The organism is Paramesorhizobium salinisoli (assembly GCF_003335045.1).
Lineage (GTDB): Bacteria > Pseudomonadota > Alphaproteobacteria > Rhizobiales > Rhizobiaceae > Paramesorhizobium > Paramesorhizobium salinisoli.
Map to the genome: position 1 here is coordinate 59,841 of NZ_QOZG01000009.1, position 19,428 is coordinate 79,268.

The 19,428-nt window shown below is 59.5% G+C and carries 25 protein-coding genes and 1 pseudogene; 19 read left to right on the forward strand and 7 right to left on the reverse strand.

Annotated elements, in window-relative coordinates:
- Positions 1-8 precede the first annotated feature (8 nt).
- Together DUT91_RS19400 and DUT91_RS19405 are read right to left on the reverse strand one after the other, a co-directional pair.
- Complete coding sequence (locus DUT91_RS19400) at positions 9-953, reverse strand: Vgb family protein (protein ID WP_114442162.1); 945 nt, start codon at positions 951-953, stop codon at positions 9-11.
- Positions 950-1,759, reverse strand: coding sequence for an SDR family NAD(P)-dependent oxidoreductase (locus tag DUT91_RS19405; protein WP_114442163.1), 810 nt, complete (start codon positions 1,757-1,759; stop codon positions 950-952). Before DUT91_RS19405 ends, DUT91_RS19400 begins: the two co-directional genes overlap by 4 nt.
- Between DUT91_RS19405 and DUT91_RS19410 the strand changes: the two genes are divergently transcribed.
- The 7 genes from DUT91_RS19410 to DUT91_RS26725 all read left to right on the forward strand — a co-directional run bounded on the left by DUT91_RS19410 (position 1,725) and on the right by DUT91_RS26725 (position 5,770).
- Positions 1,725-2,768, forward strand: coding sequence for a LysR family transcriptional regulator (locus DUT91_RS19410; protein ID WP_147272217.1), 1,044 nt, complete (start codon positions 1,725-1,727; stop codon positions 2,766-2,768). The genes DUT91_RS19405 and DUT91_RS19410 overlap by 35 nt on opposite strands.
- Before the next feature lie 205 nt (positions 2,769-2,973).
- Entirely contained in the window at positions 2,974-3,534 is a 561-nt protein-coding gene (locus tag DUT91_RS19415; RefSeq protein ID WP_114442165.1) for a GNAT family N-acetyltransferase, read from the forward strand.
- A 349-nt stretch (positions 3,535-3,883) separates the two neighbouring features.
- A complete protein-coding gene (locus tag DUT91_RS19425) occupies positions 3,884-4,150 on the forward strand; it encodes a hypothetical protein (RefSeq protein WP_147272218.1) in 267 nt (88 codons plus the stop codon).
- 27 nt (positions 4,151-4,177) lie between these two features.
- On the forward strand, positions 4,178-4,450 hold the full coding sequence (locus DUT91_RS19430) for a type II toxin-antitoxin system VapB family antitoxin (protein ID WP_114442167.1): 273 nt from the start codon (positions 4,178-4,180) through the stop codon (positions 4,448-4,450).
- Positions 4,447-4,884 (forward strand): type II toxin-antitoxin system VapC family toxin, encoded by a 438-nt coding sequence (locus DUT91_RS19435; RefSeq protein WP_114442168.1) that lies wholly within the window; start codon positions 4,447-4,449, stop codon positions 4,882-4,884. The genes DUT91_RS19430 and DUT91_RS19435 overlap by 4 nt, the downstream gene beginning before the upstream one ends.
- Positions 4,885-4,934: 50 nt before the next feature.
- Positions 4,935-5,510: a recombinase family protein gene (locus tag DUT91_RS26720; protein WP_245419809.1), complete on the forward strand. Its 576-nt coding sequence runs from the start codon at positions 4,935-4,937 to the stop codon at positions 5,508-5,510.
- A gap of 11 nt (positions 5,511-5,521) precedes the next feature.
- Positions 5,522-5,770: a recombinase family protein gene (locus DUT91_RS26725; protein ID WP_245419824.1), complete on the forward strand. Its 249-nt coding sequence runs from the start codon at positions 5,522-5,524 to the stop codon at positions 5,768-5,770.
- 301 nt (positions 5,771-6,071) lie between these two features.
- On the opposite strand, the gene DUT91_RS26730 is transcribed toward DUT91_RS26725, so the two are convergent.
- Positions 6,072-6,233, reverse strand: coding sequence for a hypothetical protein (locus DUT91_RS26730; protein WP_160113678.1), 162 nt, complete (start codon positions 6,231-6,233; stop codon positions 6,072-6,074).
- A 208-nt stretch (positions 6,234-6,441) separates the two neighbouring features.
- Between DUT91_RS26730 and DUT91_RS19450 the strand changes: the two genes are divergently transcribed.
- Positions 6,442-7,353 carry a LysR family transcriptional regulator gene (locus DUT91_RS19450; RefSeq protein WP_114442170.1) on the forward strand — a complete coding sequence of 304 codons (912 nt, stop codon included), beginning with the start codon at positions 6,442-6,444 and terminating at the stop codon, positions 7,351-7,353.
- Between the two features lie 24 nt (positions 7,354-7,377).
- On the opposite strand, the gene DUT91_RS19455 is transcribed toward DUT91_RS19450, so the two are convergent.
- From DUT91_RS19455 to DUT91_RS19465, 3 genes are all read right to left on the reverse strand, one after another.
- On the reverse strand, positions 7,378-9,537 hold the full coding sequence (locus DUT91_RS19455; protein ID WP_114442171.1) for a xanthine dehydrogenase family protein molybdopterin-binding subunit: 2,160 nt from the start codon (positions 9,535-9,537) through the stop codon (positions 7,378-7,380).
- A gap of 14 nt (positions 9,538-9,551) precedes the next feature.
- A complete protein-coding gene (locus DUT91_RS19460; RefSeq protein ID WP_114442172.1) occupies positions 9,552-10,004 on the reverse strand; it encodes a (2Fe-2S)-binding protein in 453 nt (150 codons plus the stop codon).
- A 585-nt stretch (positions 10,005-10,589) separates the two neighbouring features.
- The gene (locus DUT91_RS19465; protein ID WP_114442173.1) at positions 10,590-11,501 is read right to left on the reverse strand and encodes a LysR family transcriptional regulator; all 912 of its coding nucleotides are present in this window, start codon (positions 11,499-11,501) and stop codon (positions 10,590-10,592) included.
- Between the two features lie 110 nt (positions 11,502-11,611).
- On the opposite strand from DUT91_RS19465, the gene DUT91_RS19470 reads away from it, so the two are divergent.
- The 7 genes and pseudogenes from DUT91_RS19470 to DUT91_RS19500 all read left to right on the forward strand — a co-directional run bounded on the left by DUT91_RS19470 (position 11,612) and on the right by DUT91_RS19500 (position 16,080).
- On the forward strand, positions 11,612-12,244 hold the full coding sequence (locus DUT91_RS19470) for a DsbA family protein (RefSeq protein WP_114442174.1): 633 nt from the start codon (positions 11,612-11,614) through the stop codon (positions 12,242-12,244).
- A gap of 34 nt (positions 12,245-12,278) precedes the next feature.
- Positions 12,279-12,602, forward strand: a complete 324-nt coding sequence (locus tag DUT91_RS19475; protein WP_114442175.1) for a MoaF-related domain-containing protein — start codon at positions 12,279-12,281, stop codon at positions 12,600-12,602.
- Between the two features lie 27 nt (positions 12,603-12,629).
- Positions 12,630-13,529: an MBL fold metallo-hydrolase gene (locus tag DUT91_RS19480; RefSeq protein WP_114442176.1), complete on the forward strand. Its 900-nt coding sequence runs from the start codon at positions 12,630-12,632 to the stop codon at positions 13,527-13,529.
- 224 nt (positions 13,530-13,753) lie between these two features.
- Positions 13,754-13,816 (forward strand): annotated as a pseudogene (locus DUT91_RS26735) (nuclear transport factor 2 family protein); the annotation flags it as partial.
- 478 nt (positions 13,817-14,294) lie between these two features.
- The gene (locus tag DUT91_RS26740; protein WP_245419826.1) at positions 14,295-14,615 is read left to right on the forward strand and encodes a recombinase family protein; all 321 of its coding nucleotides are present in this window, start codon (positions 14,295-14,297) and stop codon (positions 14,613-14,615) included.
- 160 nt (positions 14,616-14,775) lie between these two features.
- Positions 14,776-15,879 (forward strand): pentapeptide repeat-containing protein, encoded by a 1,104-nt coding sequence (locus DUT91_RS19495; protein WP_114442177.1) that lies wholly within the window; start codon positions 14,776-14,778, stop codon positions 15,877-15,879.
- Positions 15,880-15,957: 78 nt separating this feature from the next.
- Positions 15,958-16,080 (forward strand): ATP-binding protein, encoded by a 123-nt coding sequence (locus tag DUT91_RS19500; protein ID WP_245419810.1) that lies wholly within the window; start codon positions 15,958-15,960, stop codon positions 16,078-16,080.
- On the opposite strand, the gene DUT91_RS26745 is transcribed toward DUT91_RS19500, so the two are convergent.
- Positions 16,077-16,247, reverse strand: coding sequence for a hypothetical protein (locus DUT91_RS26745; protein WP_245419811.1), 171 nt, complete (start codon positions 16,245-16,247; stop codon positions 16,077-16,079). The two genes, DUT91_RS19500 and DUT91_RS26745, sit on opposite strands and share 4 nt — an antisense overlap.
- 203 nt (positions 16,248-16,450) lie before the next feature.
- On the opposite strand from DUT91_RS26745, the gene DUT91_RS19510 reads away from it, so the two are divergent.
- The 4 genes from DUT91_RS19510 to DUT91_RS19520 all read left to right on the forward strand — a co-directional run bounded on the left by DUT91_RS19510 (position 16,451) and on the right by DUT91_RS19520 (position 19,392).
- Positions 16,451-16,705: a helix-turn-helix domain-containing protein gene (locus DUT91_RS19510; protein WP_114442178.1), complete on the forward strand. Its 255-nt coding sequence runs from the start codon at positions 16,451-16,453 to the stop codon at positions 16,703-16,705.
- Positions 16,677-17,882 carry a type II toxin-antitoxin system HipA family toxin gene (locus DUT91_RS19515; protein WP_245419812.1) on the forward strand — a complete coding sequence of 402 codons (1,206 nt, stop codon included), beginning with the start codon at positions 16,677-16,679 and terminating at the stop codon, positions 17,880-17,882. The genes DUT91_RS19510 and DUT91_RS19515 overlap by 29 nt, the downstream gene beginning before the upstream one ends.
- A gap of 34 nt (positions 17,883-17,916) precedes the next feature.
- A complete protein-coding gene (locus tag DUT91_RS27200) occupies positions 17,917-18,042 on the forward strand; it encodes a hypothetical protein (protein ID WP_281032624.1) in 126 nt (41 codons plus the stop codon).
- A gap of 369 nt (positions 18,043-18,411) precedes the next feature.
- On the forward strand, positions 18,412-19,392 hold the full coding sequence (locus DUT91_RS19520; RefSeq protein WP_114442179.1) for an AraC family transcriptional regulator: 981 nt from the start codon (positions 18,412-18,414) through the stop codon (positions 19,390-19,392).
- Positions 19,393-19,428 lie beyond the last annotated feature (36 nt).

A 19,428-nucleotide genomic window follows, 5' to 3' on the forward strand; every position in this document is an offset into this window, starting at 1 on the left:
GCAAAGTGTCAGTTCAGCGGAACGATCACAATATGGAAGGAGCCGGGGCTCTGATCTTCCAACCCATCGACCATACGGTGGCGAATATGGGACTCAGTGACATAGGCGATCCCATCGCCGGCAACCGTAAGGTTGACCGGGCTGTTCAGACCTTCCGCAATCACCTCGATCTTGCGTTGACCAGCGACAACCGGATCGGCGATCCGCAACACCCGGCCGTTACCTGACTGCACAGCGCTCTCGAGCAGGATTAAGGACCCGTCCGGCGCAAATCGCATGCCGTCTGGATTCTCGATTGGTCGTGGCAGGTCCAGTTGACGTAGGTTGCTGTTCTCGTAGAGGTAAATCTGACCTGAGCTGAAATTGCCGATTGCGACAGTGCCGTTCTCGGCTCGTGCTATGCCGCCTGCGCCGATGCCGCTTTCATGGGTGAGCCGGTCATCCTGCAGCACGGTCTCGAATTCCGTGCCGCCAGGAGCCAGACGCAGCAGCCGCCCGCCGTTGCTTTCGGTAATCAATATGCTGCCTTCGGGCTCGACTGCTATGTCATTGGTAAAGCCTACCGTCAGCGGCGTGGTCTGAAGTACCTCCCCTGTATTCGCGTCCAATGCGAAGATGCGCGGTGTGCGAGGCTTCCCCGCCGGAAGGAAATCGGGGGAAGCACCCCAAAGGACGTTCCGTTCCCTGTCCAACCTGAGCGACGTCCCGGCAAAAATGTCCGGTGCTCCCTCATGCAGCTTCGACCATTCGCCATCTGGTGAGCGTCGCAGAACGCCGCCCTGGGTGATCTGGCCGATATACAGCGTGCCGTCATTGGCATGGGTTATGCCGTTCGGATAGACACCACCCTCGGGCAAGGCGATCCGCTCGAGGCGATCAGACGCAGTATTGGCATTTGCTGCCCCCACGGTCAGCAGCATAGCGCAGGTGAGCGACGTCAACATCTTGATCATGCGTGGTTCTCCTTCTGTGTTTCATTGGTCGTCCACGCCCTGTGGCCTGGAATGGTGTAGCCCCCGTCGACCAAAATGTTCTGACCCATCACAAAACGGGCGGCGTCCGACGACAGCCAGACGACCACCTCCGCGACATCCTCGGGCGTCCCGAGGCGGCCAGCAGGCGTGTGATGGATGAACGGTCGCACGGCATCGTTGTCGGCTGCGGCGAGCCGGAACATCGGCGTGTCAATTATGCCCGGATTGACATTGTTGATGCGGATGCCATCAGGCGCTCCCTCTTGCGCGAGCGCGCGGATCATCCCATCCAGCGCCGACTTCGACGCCGAATAGGCCGACGATCCAGGGAATGCGCCGTGCGCAAGCCATGAGGACGTATTGACGATCGATCCGCCCTTTCCCAGGCGGCGCATAACGATGATCTCATGCTTGCAGCACAACCATACGCCCTTCAGATTGACGGCGATGGTCGTGTCGAAGTCGGCCTCTTCCATATTCGAGGCCGGCAGGAAGCTGCCGAGACTGCCGGCATTGTTAAAGCTGGCATCGATGCCGCCGAACTTCTCGAGTGTCTTTGCCAACATGTTCTCAACGTCAGCATTGGCTGAGACGTCGGTCGGGATAATCAGCGGAACAGCGCCATGGGACGTGACAAGCTCGGCCGTCTCTTCCAGCGCGAGAGTTTGGCGACCGGCCAGAACGACGCCGCGAGCGCCGGCTTTGGCATATGCGACCGCGGCCGCCCGTCCAATTCCGGAACCGGCTCCGGTGACGAGCGCGACGCGATGTGCGAAATCAGGCATCAATTTCTCCTTTCATGCGATGAAAGGAAGATGGCGTCTTTTTGCTGACAATGAATGGGCTAAATTAGCATCAATTGATGCTATGACAGCAATAAAGGTGATCTGTACAATGGAAAGGCCACTGGCGAGCGAGAACCTGGTCGAATTCGTCATGGTCCTCCGCAAGGCAAGTTACGTTGCCGCGGCCCGTGCTCTTGCCCTTCACCCCTCGGTCCTCAGCCGCCGGATCAAGGCGCTCGAAGCGGAAATGGGCGTACGCCTGCTGAATCGCGATACGCGCAATGTCACGCTGACCGAAGCGGGCACCGTTTTTTTTGAGCACGCGATAGATGTTCTTTCCCGGCTCAACGACGCCCGAGCGGCCGTATCCCGCTATGCGGAGCAGCCCGCCGGCATGTTGCGTCTCGCACTGCCGAATATTTTCGGCCAGACCCAGATCGCCCCGCGCCTCCCGGCCTTCATGCGCACGTATCCGGACTTACGGTTCGATCTGCATTTTAGCGATCATGTCGTCGATCTCGTGAGCGACCGCTTTGACGCCGCCGTGCGGATCGGTGCGAGCGAAAGCAGCGGCGATTATCGGATGAAGAAGATCGCCGAGAACACCCGCTTCCTGGTGGCCTCGCAATCCTATGTCGAGGCCCATGGGAGCCCTACGCACCCGGGAGAGTTGCACTCACACCGGACCCTGCACTTCTCTACCCTCATTCATGGTGCGCGTTGGCGGCTGAACGGGCCAAACGGCTCCGTGGAGGTTTCGGTCGATCCCGTTATGAATTCGGACAATATCACGGCATTGCATCACGCGGCTCTCGCCGGCCAGGGCATCGCCATTCTCGCGGGCTTCATCGCAGACGCAGACATCAAGGCCGGTCGGCTGGTGTTGGTGATGGAAGGATACAGACCCGCGCCAAGCACTGTGTCAATCATCTACCCCCGCGCATCGATCCTTCCAAGAAAGGTGCGCGCATTCATCGACTTCATGTCCACAGAGTTCTCCGGCACATAATTTAGAAACTAAAGCAATGTTTCCCTTATGCCAGTGCCGCGAAAGAAAGCTGCCGGGCAGAGGCTCCTGCTCGCGGCACCTAAAGCAGGCATTGGTATCGCTCCCAGGCCATCCGGGTTAAGATGCGTAGCTGAGAACGGGCGCGGGCGCTTCGTCGGACCACCTACGTCAGGAGGATACTGTGATATCGCCAGTAGTGAAATTGATGGCCGCGGCCGAGGAAAATGTTGCGATCGAAACAGTCTTGCTGGCGTTTGCAGCCGATCCGATGGCACGATGGACCTGGCCGCATGCCCATCAGTATCTTGCGGCCATGCCACGGATGATCCGGGCGTTCGGGAGCAGCGCTTTCTCTAACCGAAGCGCCTTTTGCACCGACGGCTATGCCGGGACGGCGCTGTGGCTGCCGCCCGGAATACATGCCGACGAGGAGGAGCTTGGTGCGGTGCTCGAGAGCACGGTTGCGAGCGCTCTTGCCCCCGAAACCACGGCGATATTCGAGCAGATGGCCGCATACCACCCGACCGAACCACATTGGTACCTGCCCCTGATCGGCGTCGACCCGGCGCATCAAGGCGAAGGTCACGGCGACGCCTTGATGGCGTACGCACTTGCACGGTGCGATAGCGATCACGCGCCAGCCTATCTGGAATCCTCGAACCCGCGCAACATTCCGTTCTATCGACGCCACGGCTTCGAACCGCTCGGCGCAATCCAGGTCGGTTCATCGCCAACGCTCGTCCCTATGCTGCGGCGGCCCCGTTGAGCTTCAGTTCGATCAGATAGCTTGCGGCGCGGAGTGCGCGGCAACCCAGGCAACCGCCCCCGCAAAGGGTGGAGAACGTTATGATCGCTTCCTTGAGGCTCTCGGTCGACGACTCTCGAATGGTCAAAGGTTGAGGGTGAGGTGCCAGAGGATCGTTGATACGGGCCCAAGCATGAGCGACGCTTCCCATCGTACTTGGCTGTGGCTGGTCTGCCAACCTCGTCCCGCCAAGAGGTGTCAATTCGTCATTAATCTGGCGCTAAGTCCATCCAACATAGGATCGTCAATGGCGGCCAGAGGAAGAGGGCGGTGATGGACGGTGACGAAAGGCGTTTCGGTAGAGAGAGACTTGCGAACGACAATCGCGCGCCGGATTGGGCGGATTGCCGGGGCCGAGGCGTCCGAGCGGCTGGACGCGGTAGTGTTGTTCATTGCCCGACTGATCGGCAGGCGGATGGCGCGTGAGGATTACGAGAAGGCCATGCTCGCCGCCAATGACAACAACGATCCCGAAGGAGAGACAGACGCGCAGGAGATCATCAGGGTGCTGATGATAATTGAGGCAGGCCGGAAACGGACTTTGCGTTTGAACTCAGGTTACCTACATGATATCTAGAAGTATGATCTAGAAAGGAATGCCGCCATGGGCCTCAGTATCAAGACAGAGGAAGCTGACAGGTTGGCGCGGGAGTTGTCCCGCCTTACCGGCGAGACCATGACCGACGCCATCACCAAGGCCATGCGCGAGCGGCTGGAGCGTTTGCGCGCCGAGCAGGAGGCGCAGGGTGATTATACCGCCCGCGTACGGGCTTTCGTGCGTGAGCGTGCTCATCTGTTCGACCGCCGTCCCGTCACGAAGGAAGAATGGGATGAAGCCGTCGGAGACACCCCCGAGCAGTTGGGCTTTCCGAAATGATGGTAGTGGACAGTTCCGCCATCATCGCCATTCTGTTCGATGAGCCGGAAGGCTCCGCTTGTACCAAAGCCCTTGAGGGTGCGTCTGCCCGGCTGTTTTCCGCTATCAATTATGTGGAGACGGGAACGGTTCTGGCCGGTCGCCTCACCGGAGCGAGGCGGTCGAAGGCCATTGAAATCCTGGACGAGTTTCTCACCACGCTCGGCATCGACATCGCCCCGGTCGATGATCGCCTGGCCCGCGCGGCGATGAAGGCGAGGATCGAATATGGTCAGGGGTTCGGCACGCGCGGCGGGCTGAACTTTGGTGATTGCTTCGCCTACGTGCTGGCAAAACAGCATTCAGCCCCGTTGCTCTATATCGGCAATGATTTTGGCCTGACCGATATTCGCTCGGCACTGGAAGTCCCAAGCCCGAAAAAGCCGAAGAGGTAGAGGTCCGGGACGGGAGAGGAAATCCCGGCAGAATCGAGAGAGGATTGCCAATGACCCGCGCAGCCCTTTACGCCCGCTATTCATCCGACAACCAGAGCGAGGCGTCCATCGAGGACCAGTTTAGGCTGTGCCGCGAATGCGTTGGCCAAGAGCGGTGGCAGATCGTCGGTTCCTATGAGGATGCCGCGATATCGGGGGCGAGTACGATCCAGCGGCTCAAGCATGGTGAGTTCAACGTCCTCCTGGCCGAGGCCCTGGACCGGATCAGTCGCGATCAGGCTGATGTGGCGACCCTGTACGAGCAGTTGAAGTTCGCGGGCGTCACCATCGTGACACTGGCCGAGGGCGAAATTTCCGAACTGCATGTCGGCCGGAAAGGCACAATGAACGCCCTGTTCCTCAAAGACCTTGCCATGAAGACCCATCGCGGCCTGCGCGGGCGCGTGGAGAAGGGCAAGGCGGGCGGCGGGCTTTGCTACGGTTATACGGTGGTGGAGAAGCTCGATGCCAACGGCGAGCCGATCCGGGGCGACCGCGAGATTGTCCCCGAGGAAGCCGAGATCGTACGGCGCATCTGTCGCGAGTTCGCATCCGGCAAAAGTCCGAAGGCCATGCCGTCGATCTGAACAAGGAGGGCATTCCCGGGCCGCTTGGGCGGGCATGGGGCGATACCAGCATTCGGGGCCACCGCACACGCGGCACCGGCATCCTCAACAACGAGCTTTACGCGAGGGTTCTGGTCTGGAACCGGCTGCGCTTCGTGAAAGACCCCACTACCGGCAAGCGCGTCTCGCGCCCGAACCCGGAATCCGAGTGGATCAGGGCGGAAGTTCCGCATCTGCGCATCGTAGACGATGAACTCTGGAACGCGGTGCGCGAGCGCTAGAAGCGGATCGCCGATATCTTCGGCCCCAATCCGGCCAACACGCGGGAGGGCAGGGCAAAGCGCCTGCATCTTGGCAAACCGGCCCGTCTCTCTCCTTTCAAGCCTTCTGACCTGCGGCTGCTGCGACGGGAAGGTCGGGGTCATCCTGTCCGACCGCCTCGGCTGTTTGAATCATCACCGGCGGGGCACCTGCACAACAATCGCACCATCCTGCGCGAGAAGCTAGAGGCGCGGGTGCTTGCCGGGTTACAGGACAAGCTGGTCTCGGTTGACGGCCAATGCCTGCCCCGCAACCAAACATCTAAGCAATACACAAAAGCCCCAAAAGGGGGCTTTCTGCGTTTGTATGGAAATCGTAAGGGTTCCAGCAAGGTCGCCCCTGAACGTCGATCTCGATACTGCCGTTCACCAGGGTCAGGATGATGTCCTCGATCACTGAGCGGATCACGTTGGCCGCTTCCACTCGCTTCTCCTCGGAATCGTCCTGAAGTGTCTTGCAAAGCTGCTGCACGCGGTTCCTGACCCCGCGCTGCTTACAACCGCGTCGATCCGGCTTTCGCCGCTTAATGCCCCGGCGCATGTATTCTTTGGATTTGCATCGTGCCATGTCGTATTAGATAGAGCGGTTGGCGTTACATGTGCCAAGAGAGATTGCTTTAAAAAGGAATGAAATGGGCCGCCAAAATACGTTCGATGGTTTGTCCGAGTTCCTGGCTATCGCAAAGCGGCAGAGCGTTCGAAAAGCCGCGCTTGACCTTGAGGTGACGCCGGGCGCGGTCAGCCAGGCGCTCCAGAAGCTTGAGCGACGCTTAGGAGCTCCGCTCTTCCACCGCACGACACGGCGTATATCTCTGACGGAAGCGGGGGAGACCCTGCTTGCGAAAATTGCCCCTGCGGCACACCTTATCGAGGCGAGCCTGGGAGAGACGCTCCAATCTTCAAACGAGCCATCGGGCACCTTGAAGCTCATAGTCGAGCGCCTTGCTCTACCGCACGTGATAGAGCCGATACTGCCAGCCTTTCACAAAGCCTGGCCGAACGTGAAGGTCGATATAACTGTCAGCAACAAGCATGGTGACTTCATCGCGGGGGGGTATGACGCAGGGATACTCATCGGATCCTATATCGCCAAGGAGATGATCGCGGTGAGGCTGTCGCCGCCTTTCCAGTGGGCGGTCTTCGGATCACCTGATTACTTCAGGGAAAATGGGCGCCCTCAGGTGCCGGGCGACCTCACCAACCATCAATGTATCCGGTATCGCCGGCCAGGAAAAGGCGACATCTACCGGTGGGAATTCGTCGAAGACGGACAAAATGTCAGCATCGAGCCCAACGGACCCTTGACGGTTAATGACGGCGAACTCATGCAGAATATTGCCGCGCAGGGCCTGGGCCTGATCTATTCATCGACATTTCACGCGTCGAGAAAGCTTGCAGACGGCCAGCTTGAACCCGTCCTGCTCAACTACTCACCAGGGAGCGATGGGCTGTTTTTATATTTTCCGAAGACAACACAGAACCAGCCAAAGCTGCGTGCGTTCATTGACATGTGTTCCCAATTAAGGCGCTCATTGGCTGCTTAAGCCACGCAGGATCTGCACCATGCTCTAAGCCTTCAGATCTTCGGGATTGACCGGCAACGTTCGCACACGCTTCCCTGTCGCAGAGAAGATGGCATTGGTGACGGCTGGGAACACTGCCGAGGTCGCCGTTTCGCCGATTCCTCCTGGCGGCTCGGCGCTCGGGATTATATGCGTTTCAACATGTGGCGCCTCTTCGATGCGAAGCGGGAGATAGTCGTGGAAATTGCTTTGTTCGACACGGCCGTCCTTCAGGGTAATCGCGCCATATAGAGCCGCTGTCAGGCCATACAGGGCGCCGCCTTCCATCTGGGCTGCAATCGTATCCGGGTTCACTGTCAGCCCGCAGTCCACGGCGGTCACGATGCGTGTGACCCTGACGGTGCCGTCAGCCTCGACAGTGGCGTCGGCTATCATTGCGAGATAGGAGCCGAATGCGAACTGCACGGCCACACCGCGGCCCTGCCGGGCCGATAGTGGCCTGCCCCATTCGGCCTTCTCCGCTGCCAGTTCCAGGACCCTCAACGCACGAGGATTTTCCGCCAGCAATCGTTTGCGGTATTCGACCGGATCGGCATTAGCCGCAGCGGCGAGTTCATCGATGAAGCTTTCGACTACGAAGACGTTGTGGGACGGCCCGACACCACGCCACCAACTCGTAAGGACGCCTTGTGGCTCAACCTGGTTGAACTCGACGTGGATTGCTGGAAGACTGTAGGGCGGATGAGCCGCCCCCTCCACGCCATCGGGATCCACGCCGTTCCGCATTGCGGCTGGCGCGATACGGGCAAAAATCGATGATCCGGAAACACGGTGCATCCAGGCGACCGGGTTTCCCTGCTCGTCAATCCCCCCAGATATTCGGTCGTAGTAGTACGGGCGGTAATATCCGTGCTGAATATCTTCCTCGCGGCTCCAGATCACCTTGACCGGGCCATCGACCTGCATCGCAACCTTGACAGCGTGGGCGATGCCGTCGGCTTCGAGACGGCGGCCAAAGCCGCCGCCGATGATGTGATTGTTGATAATGATCTTTTCCGGCGCCAGGGCGGTGAGCGTCGCGGCAGCCATCTTGGCTGCAGAGAGGTTCTGGGTTCCGACCCAAAGCTGGCAGGTATCCTTGCGCACGTGCACCGTGCAGTTCATCGGCTCCATTGCCGTGTGGGAAAGAAAAGGCAATTGATAGACGGCGTCGATCCGCTGCGCCGCGCTTGCCAGCGCCGTTGTCACATCGCCTTCGCTGTGTGCGATGGCGCCGGGCTTTAATGATTCCTGCTCCAGATGTCGTACGATATCGGCGCTGGACACTTGCGCGTTCGGACCGTCATCCCATTCAATCGAAGCTGCCTCAAGCCCCTTCTTGGCCGCGCTGGTATGATCCGCCACGACCGCCACGGCCTCATCCGTCAGCACCACCTGGCGCACCCCGTTGACCCCAAGCGCAGCCTGCTCATTGACCGACTTCGGCTTGCCGCCAAGGACCGGAGATATGGCTATTGCGGCAATCTTGGTCCCTTGGGGAAATGCGTCGATGCCGTAGTTGAGCGACCCGTCGACCTTTCCCGGCGTGTCCAGACGCTTTGCCGAGGTTCCCAGGAGCTTGAAATCCTCCGGAGACTTGAGCGTTACCGTTTCCGGGGCAGGAACGGGAAGCGACGCAGCCATGTCGACCAACTCGCCATAGGCCAGCTTCCTCGTCCCGCTCACGTCGAGAACAAAGCCATCTTCGGCGCGACAGGTCACGGGATCGACATTCCACTCCTTTGCCGCAGCCTGGATGAGCAGGGTGCGGGCCGTTGCACCAGCGATCCGCAAGGGCGTCCAGAAGGCACGTATCGACGTGGATCCGCCCGTCATCTGGCGCCCGAGCATCGGATGGGCGTACAGGGTCTCGTCCACGGGGGCATGTTCGAGCTTTACATCATCAAGTGCGACTTCCAGCTCTTCGGCGAGCAGCATCGCCTGGGCGGTGTAGATTCCTTGGCCCATTTCCACTTGCGGCATAACGAGCGTGACAAGGCCTTTCCGGTCGATGCGGATGAACGCATTGGGAGCGAAGTCAGCATCGGCTGCGGCAGAGAAGCTCGGATCAAGGGAGAGATTGATGATGAGGCCACCTCCAACGGCAACGCTGGCTTTGAGGAAATGGCGGCGGTTCAACTGCGGGCCGCGAGCACTGTTCGACATGATCTTGTCTCCCCTTACGCGCTTGCGCGCTTGATGGCGGCGCGAATGCGTTGATACGTCCCGCAGCGACAGACGTTGCCTGACATTGCATTGTCTATGTCGTCGTCGGTCGGTCTCGGCGTTTCGTTTAGTAATGCCGCGGCGGACATCAGCTGTCCTGACTGACAGTAGCCGCATTGAGGGACTTCAAGCTCGATCCACGCTTCCTGCAGCGCTTTCCCATGCTCAACGGTATGGAGAGCTTCGATCGTCGTGACCTGCCTTTCCACAATACTTTCAATTGGGGTGACGCAGGAACGCGTGGGGACACCGTCAACGTGGACGGTACAGGCGCCGCAAAGTGCCTGTCCACACCCGAACTTGGTGCCGGTCATGCCAAGCACGTCGCGAAGTACCCAGAGCAGCGGGGTGTCGCCGTTTACATCCACGATATGTGTTTGCCCATTGATTTGGACGGAAAATGTCATTCGCCTACTCCGGTACCGGCTTCTGGTGGTCCGGCGAAGATGAATATTTTAATGACCGAGATAAACATGCCCTCGGTGCACTGTGTGTATAACTGCGCTAAACAATGCCTTGGGAAATCTTGAGCACGCTGTGTCGAACTTCGGGAGAGCAAGACAATTATCGCTGTCGGATGTCGGAGTTCCGCTCTAAGTGGTGCAAGTCCTGCCTGGTCGCCTCGGTGCTTTCGGGCAAGGCTATATCGCGTTAAAACCTGATCCATGATGGACAGGTCATCCCAGCTTCAATCAGCGATGTGATCTCGCTCATCTGCTCACCGTCGGCGTGCATGAACAGGAACGAATAGCTGGTCCTCCGGCCCTTGGTCTTGATCCGGCGGCTTATCATTTTGTTCACTCTCAATTCGCCAACACTACCCCTTTTGTCAAATTGCTGCCCTGGTGCCGTTCCTCAGAGATTATAAGGGATGAGCTATCTGACGATCGGCAACGCTTCGGGTTTTATGAGCCATTTAATGCTTCGCGCTGCTCCCGGTTGGCGTGGTGCCCCGACGAACCGGCAGATCCCGTGCTGATCCAGAATGCTCGTCACTTTGACCTTGGCTGCTCGGTTTTTCGAACATGGGCGACGAGCATGGTGACAAAGGCGGTGACCTTGGGCGGGCGGAAGCGGGCCGTGGGATAAACGACATGAATGCCGCCAGCCGGCAGCGACCACTCCGGCAGGGCGCAGACAAGCGATCCCGCTTCGATATGCCCGGCGATCAGGTAATCCGGCAGCACAGACAGCCCGGCGCTGGCGAGCGTCGCTGCCAGCACGGCGGGTGTACTATCGATCGCCAGTGCCGAACGCATGCGGATCGTGCGGCGGTTGAAATCCTCCCTGGAAAAGTGCCAGACAAGAGGCTCCCGAAGCGCGCCATTCGCAATGAACGGTGCGCTGGAAAGGTCGTCCGGATCGCTGATACGCAGCGTCGCCGCAACATCCGGCGCTGCGACCAAAAACTGGCGGAACGAGCCGATCCGCCTCGCCTGAAGGCTGGAATCATCGAGCCAGCCGACGCGGATCGATAGATCGATCTGGTTAGCGATCAGGTCTATACGCGCATCCGACAGCCTCAGGTCGACCTGACAAGCGGGATAGCGCCGCAAGAATGCGGCAGCGAGCGGAGCGATGGCCGAGGCACCATAATCATTGGGCGCAGCTATCCGCAACGCGCCGGAGGGTTCGGCATTGGACCGGTCGATTTCGCTAAACGCGTCTTCCGCCTCGCGCAGAATCATGACGCTACGGGCGTGAAGCAGTCGACCAGCTTCGGTGGGCTCGACGCGGCGGGTGGTCCGCATCAGAAGCGTCGTCTTCAACTCATCCTCGAGTCGGGCCACTTGCTGGCTGACGACCGTCTTGGTGATACCTAGCCGTTCGGCAGCGCGGGTGAACGAACCAGCGTCCACCACAGCGGCGAAATAGGCAAGCCGGTTGAGATTCACCGCCTCCATTCGTTATCCCTATTGTTAGTCAATTGCATACAGATTGTCATATTTAGCGGTATTTATCTACCAATATCACACATCTATGTTGCCTTCAGATGCCTTGGAGGCCTTAGAACATGAGAGTCACCTATCTATTCGACCCCCTGTGCGGCTGGTGCTACGGTGCCTCACCCACTGTGCAGAAGCTCATGCAGCGGGACGATATAACGGTCACCGCCAATCCCACCGGGCTGTTCGCCGGCACCGGCGCATTTCCGATGACCCCCGGCTTCGCGGCCCATGCATGGGCGTCAGATATGCGGATCACACAGCTCACCGGCCAGGTTTTCAGCGAAGATTATCGCAAGAACGTCTTGGACAGCGGCACCGGCCGCATGGATTCCGGCTCGGCCAACTTGGCGTTGACCGCTGTACGTCTGACAGCTCCCCAGCGAGAGTTCGAGGCCCTGAAGGCTATCCAGCACGCCCGCTATGTCGAGGGGCGCGACAATAGCGATCCGGCCGTGATCGCCGATGTTCTCACCGAACTGGACTTCGGCGAGGCCGCTGAGCGCTTTACAACACCCGACGAGGCCTTGCACGCCGCCAACCGGATCCGGATAGAGGCGGCACAGTCTGAGATGCGCCGTTTCGGTGCGCGTGGTGTACCGACGCTTATCGCCGGACAGGGACAGGACGCCCGCATCGTCAGTTCGAGCGCTCTCTATGGCGACGCCGATGCGCTGATCGCAAGTCTTCGCGCCGCGTGAATGACAATAGCTTACCTTTCCGAGGAGTGACCAAGTGACAGATACTGCATTTCCAGCAACTGGCCATGTCTACAAGGCGGACTACGGCGACCCTGTCTTTCGCGTCGCCTTCAATGCCGATGGCAAGACGCTGCGTTGGGCACCGTTCGCTGCTGCCGATTTCGACGCCGAGGCAGCAACCGAAAACTATCAGGCCACTTTCATCCGACCCGATGTCTTCATGGTGACCTGGAAAGAGGCGGATGGCACCACCGTGAGCCACGTCGAGGACTTCGAGAACGCGACAGTGCACGCCGCAATCACCATGCCCGATCACCAGTTCCTTACCCTCACGGGCAGCTGGACCCGCGTGTCCTAAATGGCCCTTTCCAGAAGGAAAATGCGTATGTTTACGAGAAGAAAGCTGCTGACCATGACCATCGCGACGACCGCCATTGGCGCCATAGCCCCCGCCAGCCTGCTCCGCGCCGCCGGCTCGACGCTCGCCTGGAAACATTTTCCCGCCGGCCCGAACGGTTTCTTCCGCGCCCCGGTGCTGGTCTCCGGCCCTGCCGAAGCCCTGCTCATCGATGGCGGTTTCACCTATCCGGATGGAAACGCGCTGGCTGAGGCGATCAAGGCCACGGGCAAGACGCTGACTACCATCTATATCAGCCAGTCCGACCCGGACTATTACTTCAGCCTCAAGCCCGTTCGCGAGGCGTTCCCCGATGCCAGGGTGATTGCCGCGTCTGAAACGCTTGCGGCCATCAAGGCCAATGTCGAAAAGAAGCTCGACACCTGGGGGCCGCAGCTCAAGGAGAACGGCCCGCAGACGCTTTCCGATGTGGTCTTTCCGGAAGCTTTCGACGGCAAGACTCTTTCTGTCGACAACGAAACAGTCGAGATCGTTGCGGCCGAGGGACTGGCGAACCGCCGCTATCTCTGGGTTCCCTCCTTGCAGGCCGTCTTCGGCGGCCTGATGATCTTCTCAGGCGTGCATGTCTGGACTGCCGATACGCCGACGAAGGAGGAGCGCGCGGCCTGGATAGCCAACCTCGACGCGATCGCCGCCCGCAAGCCGGCCGTCGTCGTTCCGGGCCATATGGTGCCGGAAGCCACGACCGACATCTCGGCAATCGAGCACACGAAGAGCTACCTGCTCGCGTTCGAGGAAGAACTGGCCAAGGCCAAGGATGCCGCCTCGCTCAAGGCCGCGATGGAAGCCCGTTTCCCCAACCTCGGAATGGGCGTCGCCCTCGACATTGGCTCGAAGGTCGCGACAGGCGAGATGAAATGGGGCTGACATGAGCACGAATCTCGGACTGGTGCGGGGGGACCTATGAAGGTCCTCCGAAGAAAACGGCCGGAACCTTCTTGCGGTTCTCTCCCCGGATGTGGAGTGGACGGAAGCCGAGGGTTTCCCCTATGCGGGCACCTATATAGGCGTGGACGCCCTGATGAAGGGGCGTCTTCCATCGGCTCGCGACCGAATGGGATGGCTACAGGGCTGACGCCCATACCTACCTCGCCGATGGCGACCGCATCGCCGCCTTCGGCGTCTACTCCGGCACCTACAAGGCAACCGGCAAATCCGTGAGCGCCGCCTTCGCCCATCTCTATCAATTGAAGGACGGCAAGATCATTCGCATGCAGCAGTATGTCGACACCGCGATGGTGCGAAAGGCGCTGAGCTGAGCGAAGTACAACGGAAACTCCCATGGACTGCCCTACAGCGGCGACGCAGGATTCATGCTGCTGCGAGGTTATACGCCTTAGCACTTGAGGTGGGTCCGCCAGTGCCCCGCCGAGCGGCCCACGTGCCAAAGCGAATGACGGCCGAAGTCAGGGCGAACCTGATTGCATGGCTTGAACGGAGGCCTTCGGGGTAGGGTAGAGAAGGGCAAGGCGGGGCGGGGGCTTTGTTATGGCTATCGTGTCGTGAGAAGTTCGACGCCAATGGCGAGCCGATCGGGGGCGACCGGGAGATCATTCCGGAGGAAGCGGACGTCATCTGCCGCATCTTCCGCGAATTTGCGTCCGGCAAAAGCCCGAAGGCATTGCCAAGGATCTGAACAGGGAAGGGGTTCCGGGCCCCCTTGGCCGCACCTGGGGCGACACTAGCATTCGCGGCCATGTCTCGCGCGGCACCGGCATCATCAACAATGAGCTATATGCGGGCGTACTCGTCTGGAACCGGCTGCGCTTCGTCAAGGACCCATCCACCGGCAAGCGTGTCTCGCGCCTCAACCCGGAAAGCGCATGGATCAGGACCGAGGTTCCGCACTTGCGCATCGTGGACGATGAATGTGGAACGCGGTGCGGGCCCGCCAGAAGCAGATATCGGCCATCTTCGGGCCGAACCCGGCCAGCAGCCGCGAAGAACGCATGAAGCGCATGCATCTGGCGAACCGGCCTGCTTCCCTTCTTTCCGGACTTCTCACCTGGTTGCCCGTATCCGAAGTATTTTCTTCATGCTTTGCTCACATATGCCTTCATAAAATATACAGATATATTTGGCGTTATTCGGGCCAGGTAAAAGGAGCAGATCGATGCGGCGCATTTTCCTTCAACTAGGCGTGCTCTTTTTTATTCTTGCCGGAGGCACGATGTCGGCAGGTGCTGCGAGTTTCGATTGTGGCCGGGCGAGGGCACCCGACGAGAAGGCGATCTGCGCCAACCCGGACCTTTCGAGCGCCGATGACGGCCTGGCATACACATACCAGACCCTGCTCCGTCTGGTGAAAGGGGACGAGCGGCAGAAGGCAGTGGACGAACAACGCGCATGGCTGAAGGCAAGAGCGGCGTGCGGCGGCGATACCTCTTGCCTGAAAGCGCTCTACGACAAGGAAAACGAGCGGCTCAACGCCGCGCTGGCCGCTACTCAGAAGCGCGTCGGGCTGGCACTTTTCCGGCAGACGGGCCAGTGCTTCGGCTGCAACTATCCCAATGAGAACTTTTCCGGCATCAAACCCGCCGAGACCGCCGACCATGGCCTCATCAACTGCACGGTCAACGCGGTCGTCAACGGCACCTTCGACGGCTCCAAATTCGACCACACCAATTTCGTCACCTGCCCCACGAAATATGATTCCGCGCTCGCCAGCATGAGTTGGAACAATGCAAGTCTGCGCAATGCCGATTTCACCGGCGCCAATCTCGGTGGCAACAGCATGGATTATGCCGATCTCAGCGGTGCCAATCTGACCGATGCCAATCTCTATGAAATCAGCATGCATGGTACGGTATTGAAAGGCGCCAGGCTGGTGCGCGTGCAAAGCGCCCCCGCGTCGATGAGCGGCGCATGCTCAGATTTCACCGGAGCTGACTTCGCCGACGCCAATCTGGAGAAAGCAGAGATATGCGGCGTGTTCCTCGGCGCCAATTTCACCGGCGCCAATCTGCGTGATGCTAAGATCACCGGCTACGCCACCGGCATCCCGCCGGCCGAAATCAATGTGGATGTGTATGATCCCAGCAACAGCCGGGTCCCTGGGGACACGCCCTTTGGCGGAAAAATCAACCTCTCGGGAGCCAATCTGACCGGTGCCAGCATCTTCACCGAAACGTCTCTCAAATCAGGCGGATACGGCTTTGCCATCCTATGCCGGACGGTCATGCCCGACGGCGAGATCTCCAACCGTGACTGCAAATAACGGATCGAAGGGGCGGGCATTCTTCCGCACTTCATCGCGGCTTAGCCTTCAACGCCTGCCTCAAGCCGACACTGAAGGGTGATCGTCAAGACGATCGCGGCCTGCGCCAATAGTCAGGGAGGCACGCTGCTCATCGGCGTCAGCGACAGCCGCGAAATCCTCGGACTTGAGTCCTCCCGGGTTTCTCCAATGGTATCCTAGGCGTAATTGAAACGGCCGAGACGCCAATAGCCATCGGATGAAAGTTCGGCGACTTCCACGCCATCACCACCACGACCTGCCGGCCATGTTTCCTCAATCAAGACGGGTTCGGCCCGCGCCAGATCGATCATCATTCCGAAGGCGTTTTTGGCGTCTTTCGCTGCCATGGGTTTCGAGGGGCAAATCACCCAAAAGAGCCATTTTGGCTATCGTGCCCATACCACGCCTATGTCGCAAGCGGTAAAGACCCTTATACGTATTTGCGTCTAAAGTGCCGTTATACGCATTTCCGTATAATTTTTGCTTATACGCGATGGCGTATATTGATGTTATATACGGAGTCGCGTATATTGTGATCAGAGGTGTCCCCATGACCGACTCCATTGCCCGAAACGAAAAACAGCTTGGCGCTATTCTGCGCCGCGCCCGCAAGCAGGCTGGCCTGACCCAGTCAGGTCTCGGCCACCATATTCATTTGCGCCAGGGGACCGTCTCCCGCCTAGAGGCCGGTGAGCCGGCTGTCCAGCTGCGCACACTGATGGCGGCGCTGTCGGCGCTTGATCTTGAATTGGTGGTCCGGTCACGCAGCAAGGGCAGTGCCGCTGACATCGAGGACCTGTTCTGATGGCTCGCCGCCGCCGCACGCCCCACTCAATGTCTTCCTGAACGGTCGCCTAGTCGGAGTGCTGCGGCGCGAATCCACGGGCGCGATCGATTTCCGCTACGACCCGGGCTGGCTGTCCTGGGACAACGCTTTCGCCGTCTCTCTGTCGCTGCCCCTGCGCGAAGATCGGTATATCGGCGCGCCGGTGATCAATGTCTTCGACAATCTTCTGCCGGACAAGGACGCGATCCGCAAGCGCGTTGCCGAACGTGTCGGGGCGGACGGCACGGACGCTTACAGCCTGCTCACCGCTCTCGGCCATGACTGCGTCGGCGCGTTGCAATTTCTGCCGGACGGAATCGATCCCGGCCTGACCGGCGGCACTGACGGCCAGCCGGTCGATGACAAGGCTATCGCCGATCTTATCGCCAATCTTGCCACCGCCCCGCTGGGCATGGGCGAGGATGACGATTTCAGAATCTCCATTGCCGGTGCGCAGGAGAAAACGGCGCTGCTGCGCAAGGACGGCCAATGGTTCAAACCCACCGGCACGACCGCCACCACGCACATCTTGAAACCGCAGATCGGCCAGTTGTCGAATGGCATCGACCTCTCAAATAGTGTCGAAAATGAGTATCTCTGCCTCAAACTGCTGGAAGCGTTCCGCGTACTGGTAACCGCCGTTGAGATCGCTGATTTTGGTGAACGCCGCACACTGATCGTGGAGCGTTTCGACCGGCGCTGGACGAAGGATGAGCGACTGATCCGCCTACCGCAGGAAGATTGCTGCCAGGCACTTTCCGTGCCGCCGACCCGCAAGTACCAGTCCGACGGCGGCCCTGGCATGCGCGAGATTCTCGAACTGCTCAAAGGCAGCGACACGCCGGATGAGGATATTGCAACCTTCATGCGTGCCAACATCGTCTTCTGGCTGTTGGGGGCAACTGACGGCCACGCCAAGAATTTCAGCATCTTTCTGACACCTGGCGGACGCTACCGCATGACGCCGCTCTATGATGTGCTCAGCGCTCAGCCGAGCCTCGATGCCCATCAGATCGTGCGCAAGAAATTCAAGCTCGCCATGTCCGTGGGCAAGAACCGTCACTATGCGCTCAACGACATCGTTGCCCGGCATTTCATGCAGACGGCAGATATCGCCGGCAATCGGCACACCGTTGATGCGCACCCTGTGTACTGATCTTGCCGCCGAGGCTCCCCGTCAGACGTCTGTCGTGATCGACGCACTTCCTTCCGGCTTCCCGCAAGACATGGTTGAATCGATCAGCAACGGCATCGCCCATCGCGTCGGTCTGATCGAAACCTATTTATCCAGAGGCTCCGACGCCGATGACGAATAAGCCAGCCGCACCCTGTATCGCCCTCCTTGGGGTTCCCTGATCTGGGACAAACGATCGGACTTCGACAAGTACCATGGAGTGGCTTGCGGACAGGCCTGTCCTGCCGCTGGAATTTTCGCGTGTGTCCGAGACACACAAGCGCGCCCCCACGCTTGTTATTGCGCGGGCAGCAAAGGGAAACAGCAGTGGATGTCGCACCTCCGGAACGAAACCTGCAACTGGAAGCCGGGTCGCAGTGTCAGCTAGGCTGAGACATTGGAATTTTACAACGAGGGGGTCAGTTGCTCTCATTCCCATTGATGATCCCGAGCCGGCCATAACATAGGAGCCGTACTTGCGGTCCGGACGGTCGGCATATAAATTACCCCAATGCTTGATCGTTCATCCCAGCCTCCGACGCAAATTCCTGCGGACGCGCTAAGCGAAGTTCTCCAGGACTTTCGCCTGAGTGGAGTCAACTACGGCCGCTGCGAGCTGCGTCATCCATGGAGCATCGCCTTCCCGCAGCAACAGCTGCTTCGCTTTCATTTCGTCAGTGAGGGGCCATGCTGGATCCATACTGAAGTTCAAGGATGGCAGGAGCTGCAAAACGGCGATCTGGTGTTGTTGCCACAAGGTGTCGAACACCGACTGGCCAGTAAGCCTGATGTTGTCGGGGACTCGCTTAGGAGCTGTCAGGTCACCAAATTGGGGGGCAATGTCTGTGATGTGGTGCAGGAAGGAACAGGAGCGACGAGTACCTTGTTCTGCGGTTCCATGACTTTGGGTGCGAATGCCCTCAACCCGTTGATCGCTCTGATGCCGCCGATCATCAAGGGTTGTGATGTTGCAGGCAATGATCCGATCGTCGGCCCCCTCCTCTCCGCCATGACGGCAGAGGCGTCGCAGCCCCAAATAGGCAGCGCCACAGTCTTGTCACGCATGGCGGACGTACTCGTCGCGCGGCTTATTCGCTGCTGGGTCAATTGCAGCGGAGTATCGACCAGTGGCTGGCTCGCCGCGATCCGTGATCCTCATATCGGTCGTGCGCTGGCAGCCATGCACCGAAATCCCGGCCATGACTGGACGCTTGAGACCCTTGCTGGCGTGGCAGGCCAATCGCGCTCGATCTTCGCGGAACGCTTCAGCGCCATCTTAGGGGAGGGCGCGGCACGGTATCTCGCCCGTCTGCGCATGCAGCTTGCGCGAGAGTTGCTAGGTCAAGACATGTCGGTTGCCGAGGTCGCTTCTCAACTGGGCTATGAATCTGAAGCTTCTTTCGCCCGCGCCTTCAAACGCATCACCAGCGTTTCACCTGGTGTTGTGCGTCGCACCATTTCCGGACGAACGGACATAGAATTCGGACTTTAGGATACATATCATCCTGGAAGACTCCGCTATTAAGAC

Coding starts and splice junctions, on each gene's coding strand:
- DUT91_RS19400 (WP_114442162.1), bottom strand. CDS start 953: ATGATCAAGATGTTGACGTCGCTCACCTGCGCTATGCTGCTGACCGTG.
- DUT91_RS19405 (WP_114442163.1), bottom strand. CDS start 1,759: ATGCCTGATTTCGCACATCGCGTCGCGCTCGTCACCGGAGCCGGTTCC.
- DUT91_RS19415 (WP_114442165.1), top strand. CDS start 2,974: ATGGCCGCGGCCGAGGAAAATGTTGCGATCGAAACAGTCTTGCTGGCG.
- DUT91_RS19430 (WP_114442167.1), top strand. CDS start 4,178: ATGGGCCTCAGTATCAAGACAGAGGAAGCTGACAGGTTGGCGCGGGAG.
- DUT91_RS19435 (WP_114442168.1), top strand. CDS start 4,447: ATGATGGTAGTGGACAGTTCCGCCATCATCGCCATTCTGTTCGATGAG.
- DUT91_RS26720 (WP_245419809.1), top strand. CDS start 4,935: ATGACCCGCGCAGCCCTTTACGCCCGCTATTCATCCGACAACCAGAGC.
- DUT91_RS19450 (WP_114442170.1), top strand. CDS start 6,442: ATGGGCCGCCAAAATACGTTCGATGGTTTGTCCGAGTTCCTGGCTATC.
- DUT91_RS19455 (WP_114442171.1), bottom strand. CDS start 9,537: ATGTCGAACAGTGCTCGCGGCCCGCAGTTGAACCGCCGCCATTTCCTC.
- DUT91_RS19460 (WP_114442172.1), bottom strand. CDS start 10,004: ATGACATTTTCCGTCCAAATCAATGGGCAAACACATATCGTGGATGTA.
- DUT91_RS19465 (WP_114442173.1), bottom strand. CDS start 11,501: ATGGAGGCGGTGAATCTCAACCGGCTTGCCTATTTCGCCGCTGTGGTG.
- DUT91_RS19470 (WP_114442174.1), top strand. CDS start 11,612: ATGAGAGTCACCTATCTATTCGACCCCCTGTGCGGCTGGTGCTACGGT.
- DUT91_RS19480 (WP_114442176.1), top strand. CDS start 12,630: ATGTTTACGAGAAGAAAGCTGCTGACCATGACCATCGCGACGACCGCC.
- DUT91_RS19495 (WP_114442177.1), top strand. CDS start 14,776: ATGCGGCGCATTTTCCTTCAACTAGGCGTGCTCTTTTTTATTCTTGCC.
- DUT91_RS26745 (WP_245419811.1), bottom strand. CDS start 16,247: ATGGCAGCGAAAGACGCCAAAAACGCCTTCGGAATGATGATCGATCTG.
- DUT91_RS19510 (WP_114442178.1), top strand. CDS start 16,451: ATGACCGACTCCATTGCCCGAAACGAAAAACAGCTTGGCGCTATTCTG.
- DUT91_RS19520 (WP_114442179.1), top strand. CDS start 18,412: ATGCTTGATCGTTCATCCCAGCCTCCGACGCAAATTCCTGCGGACGCG.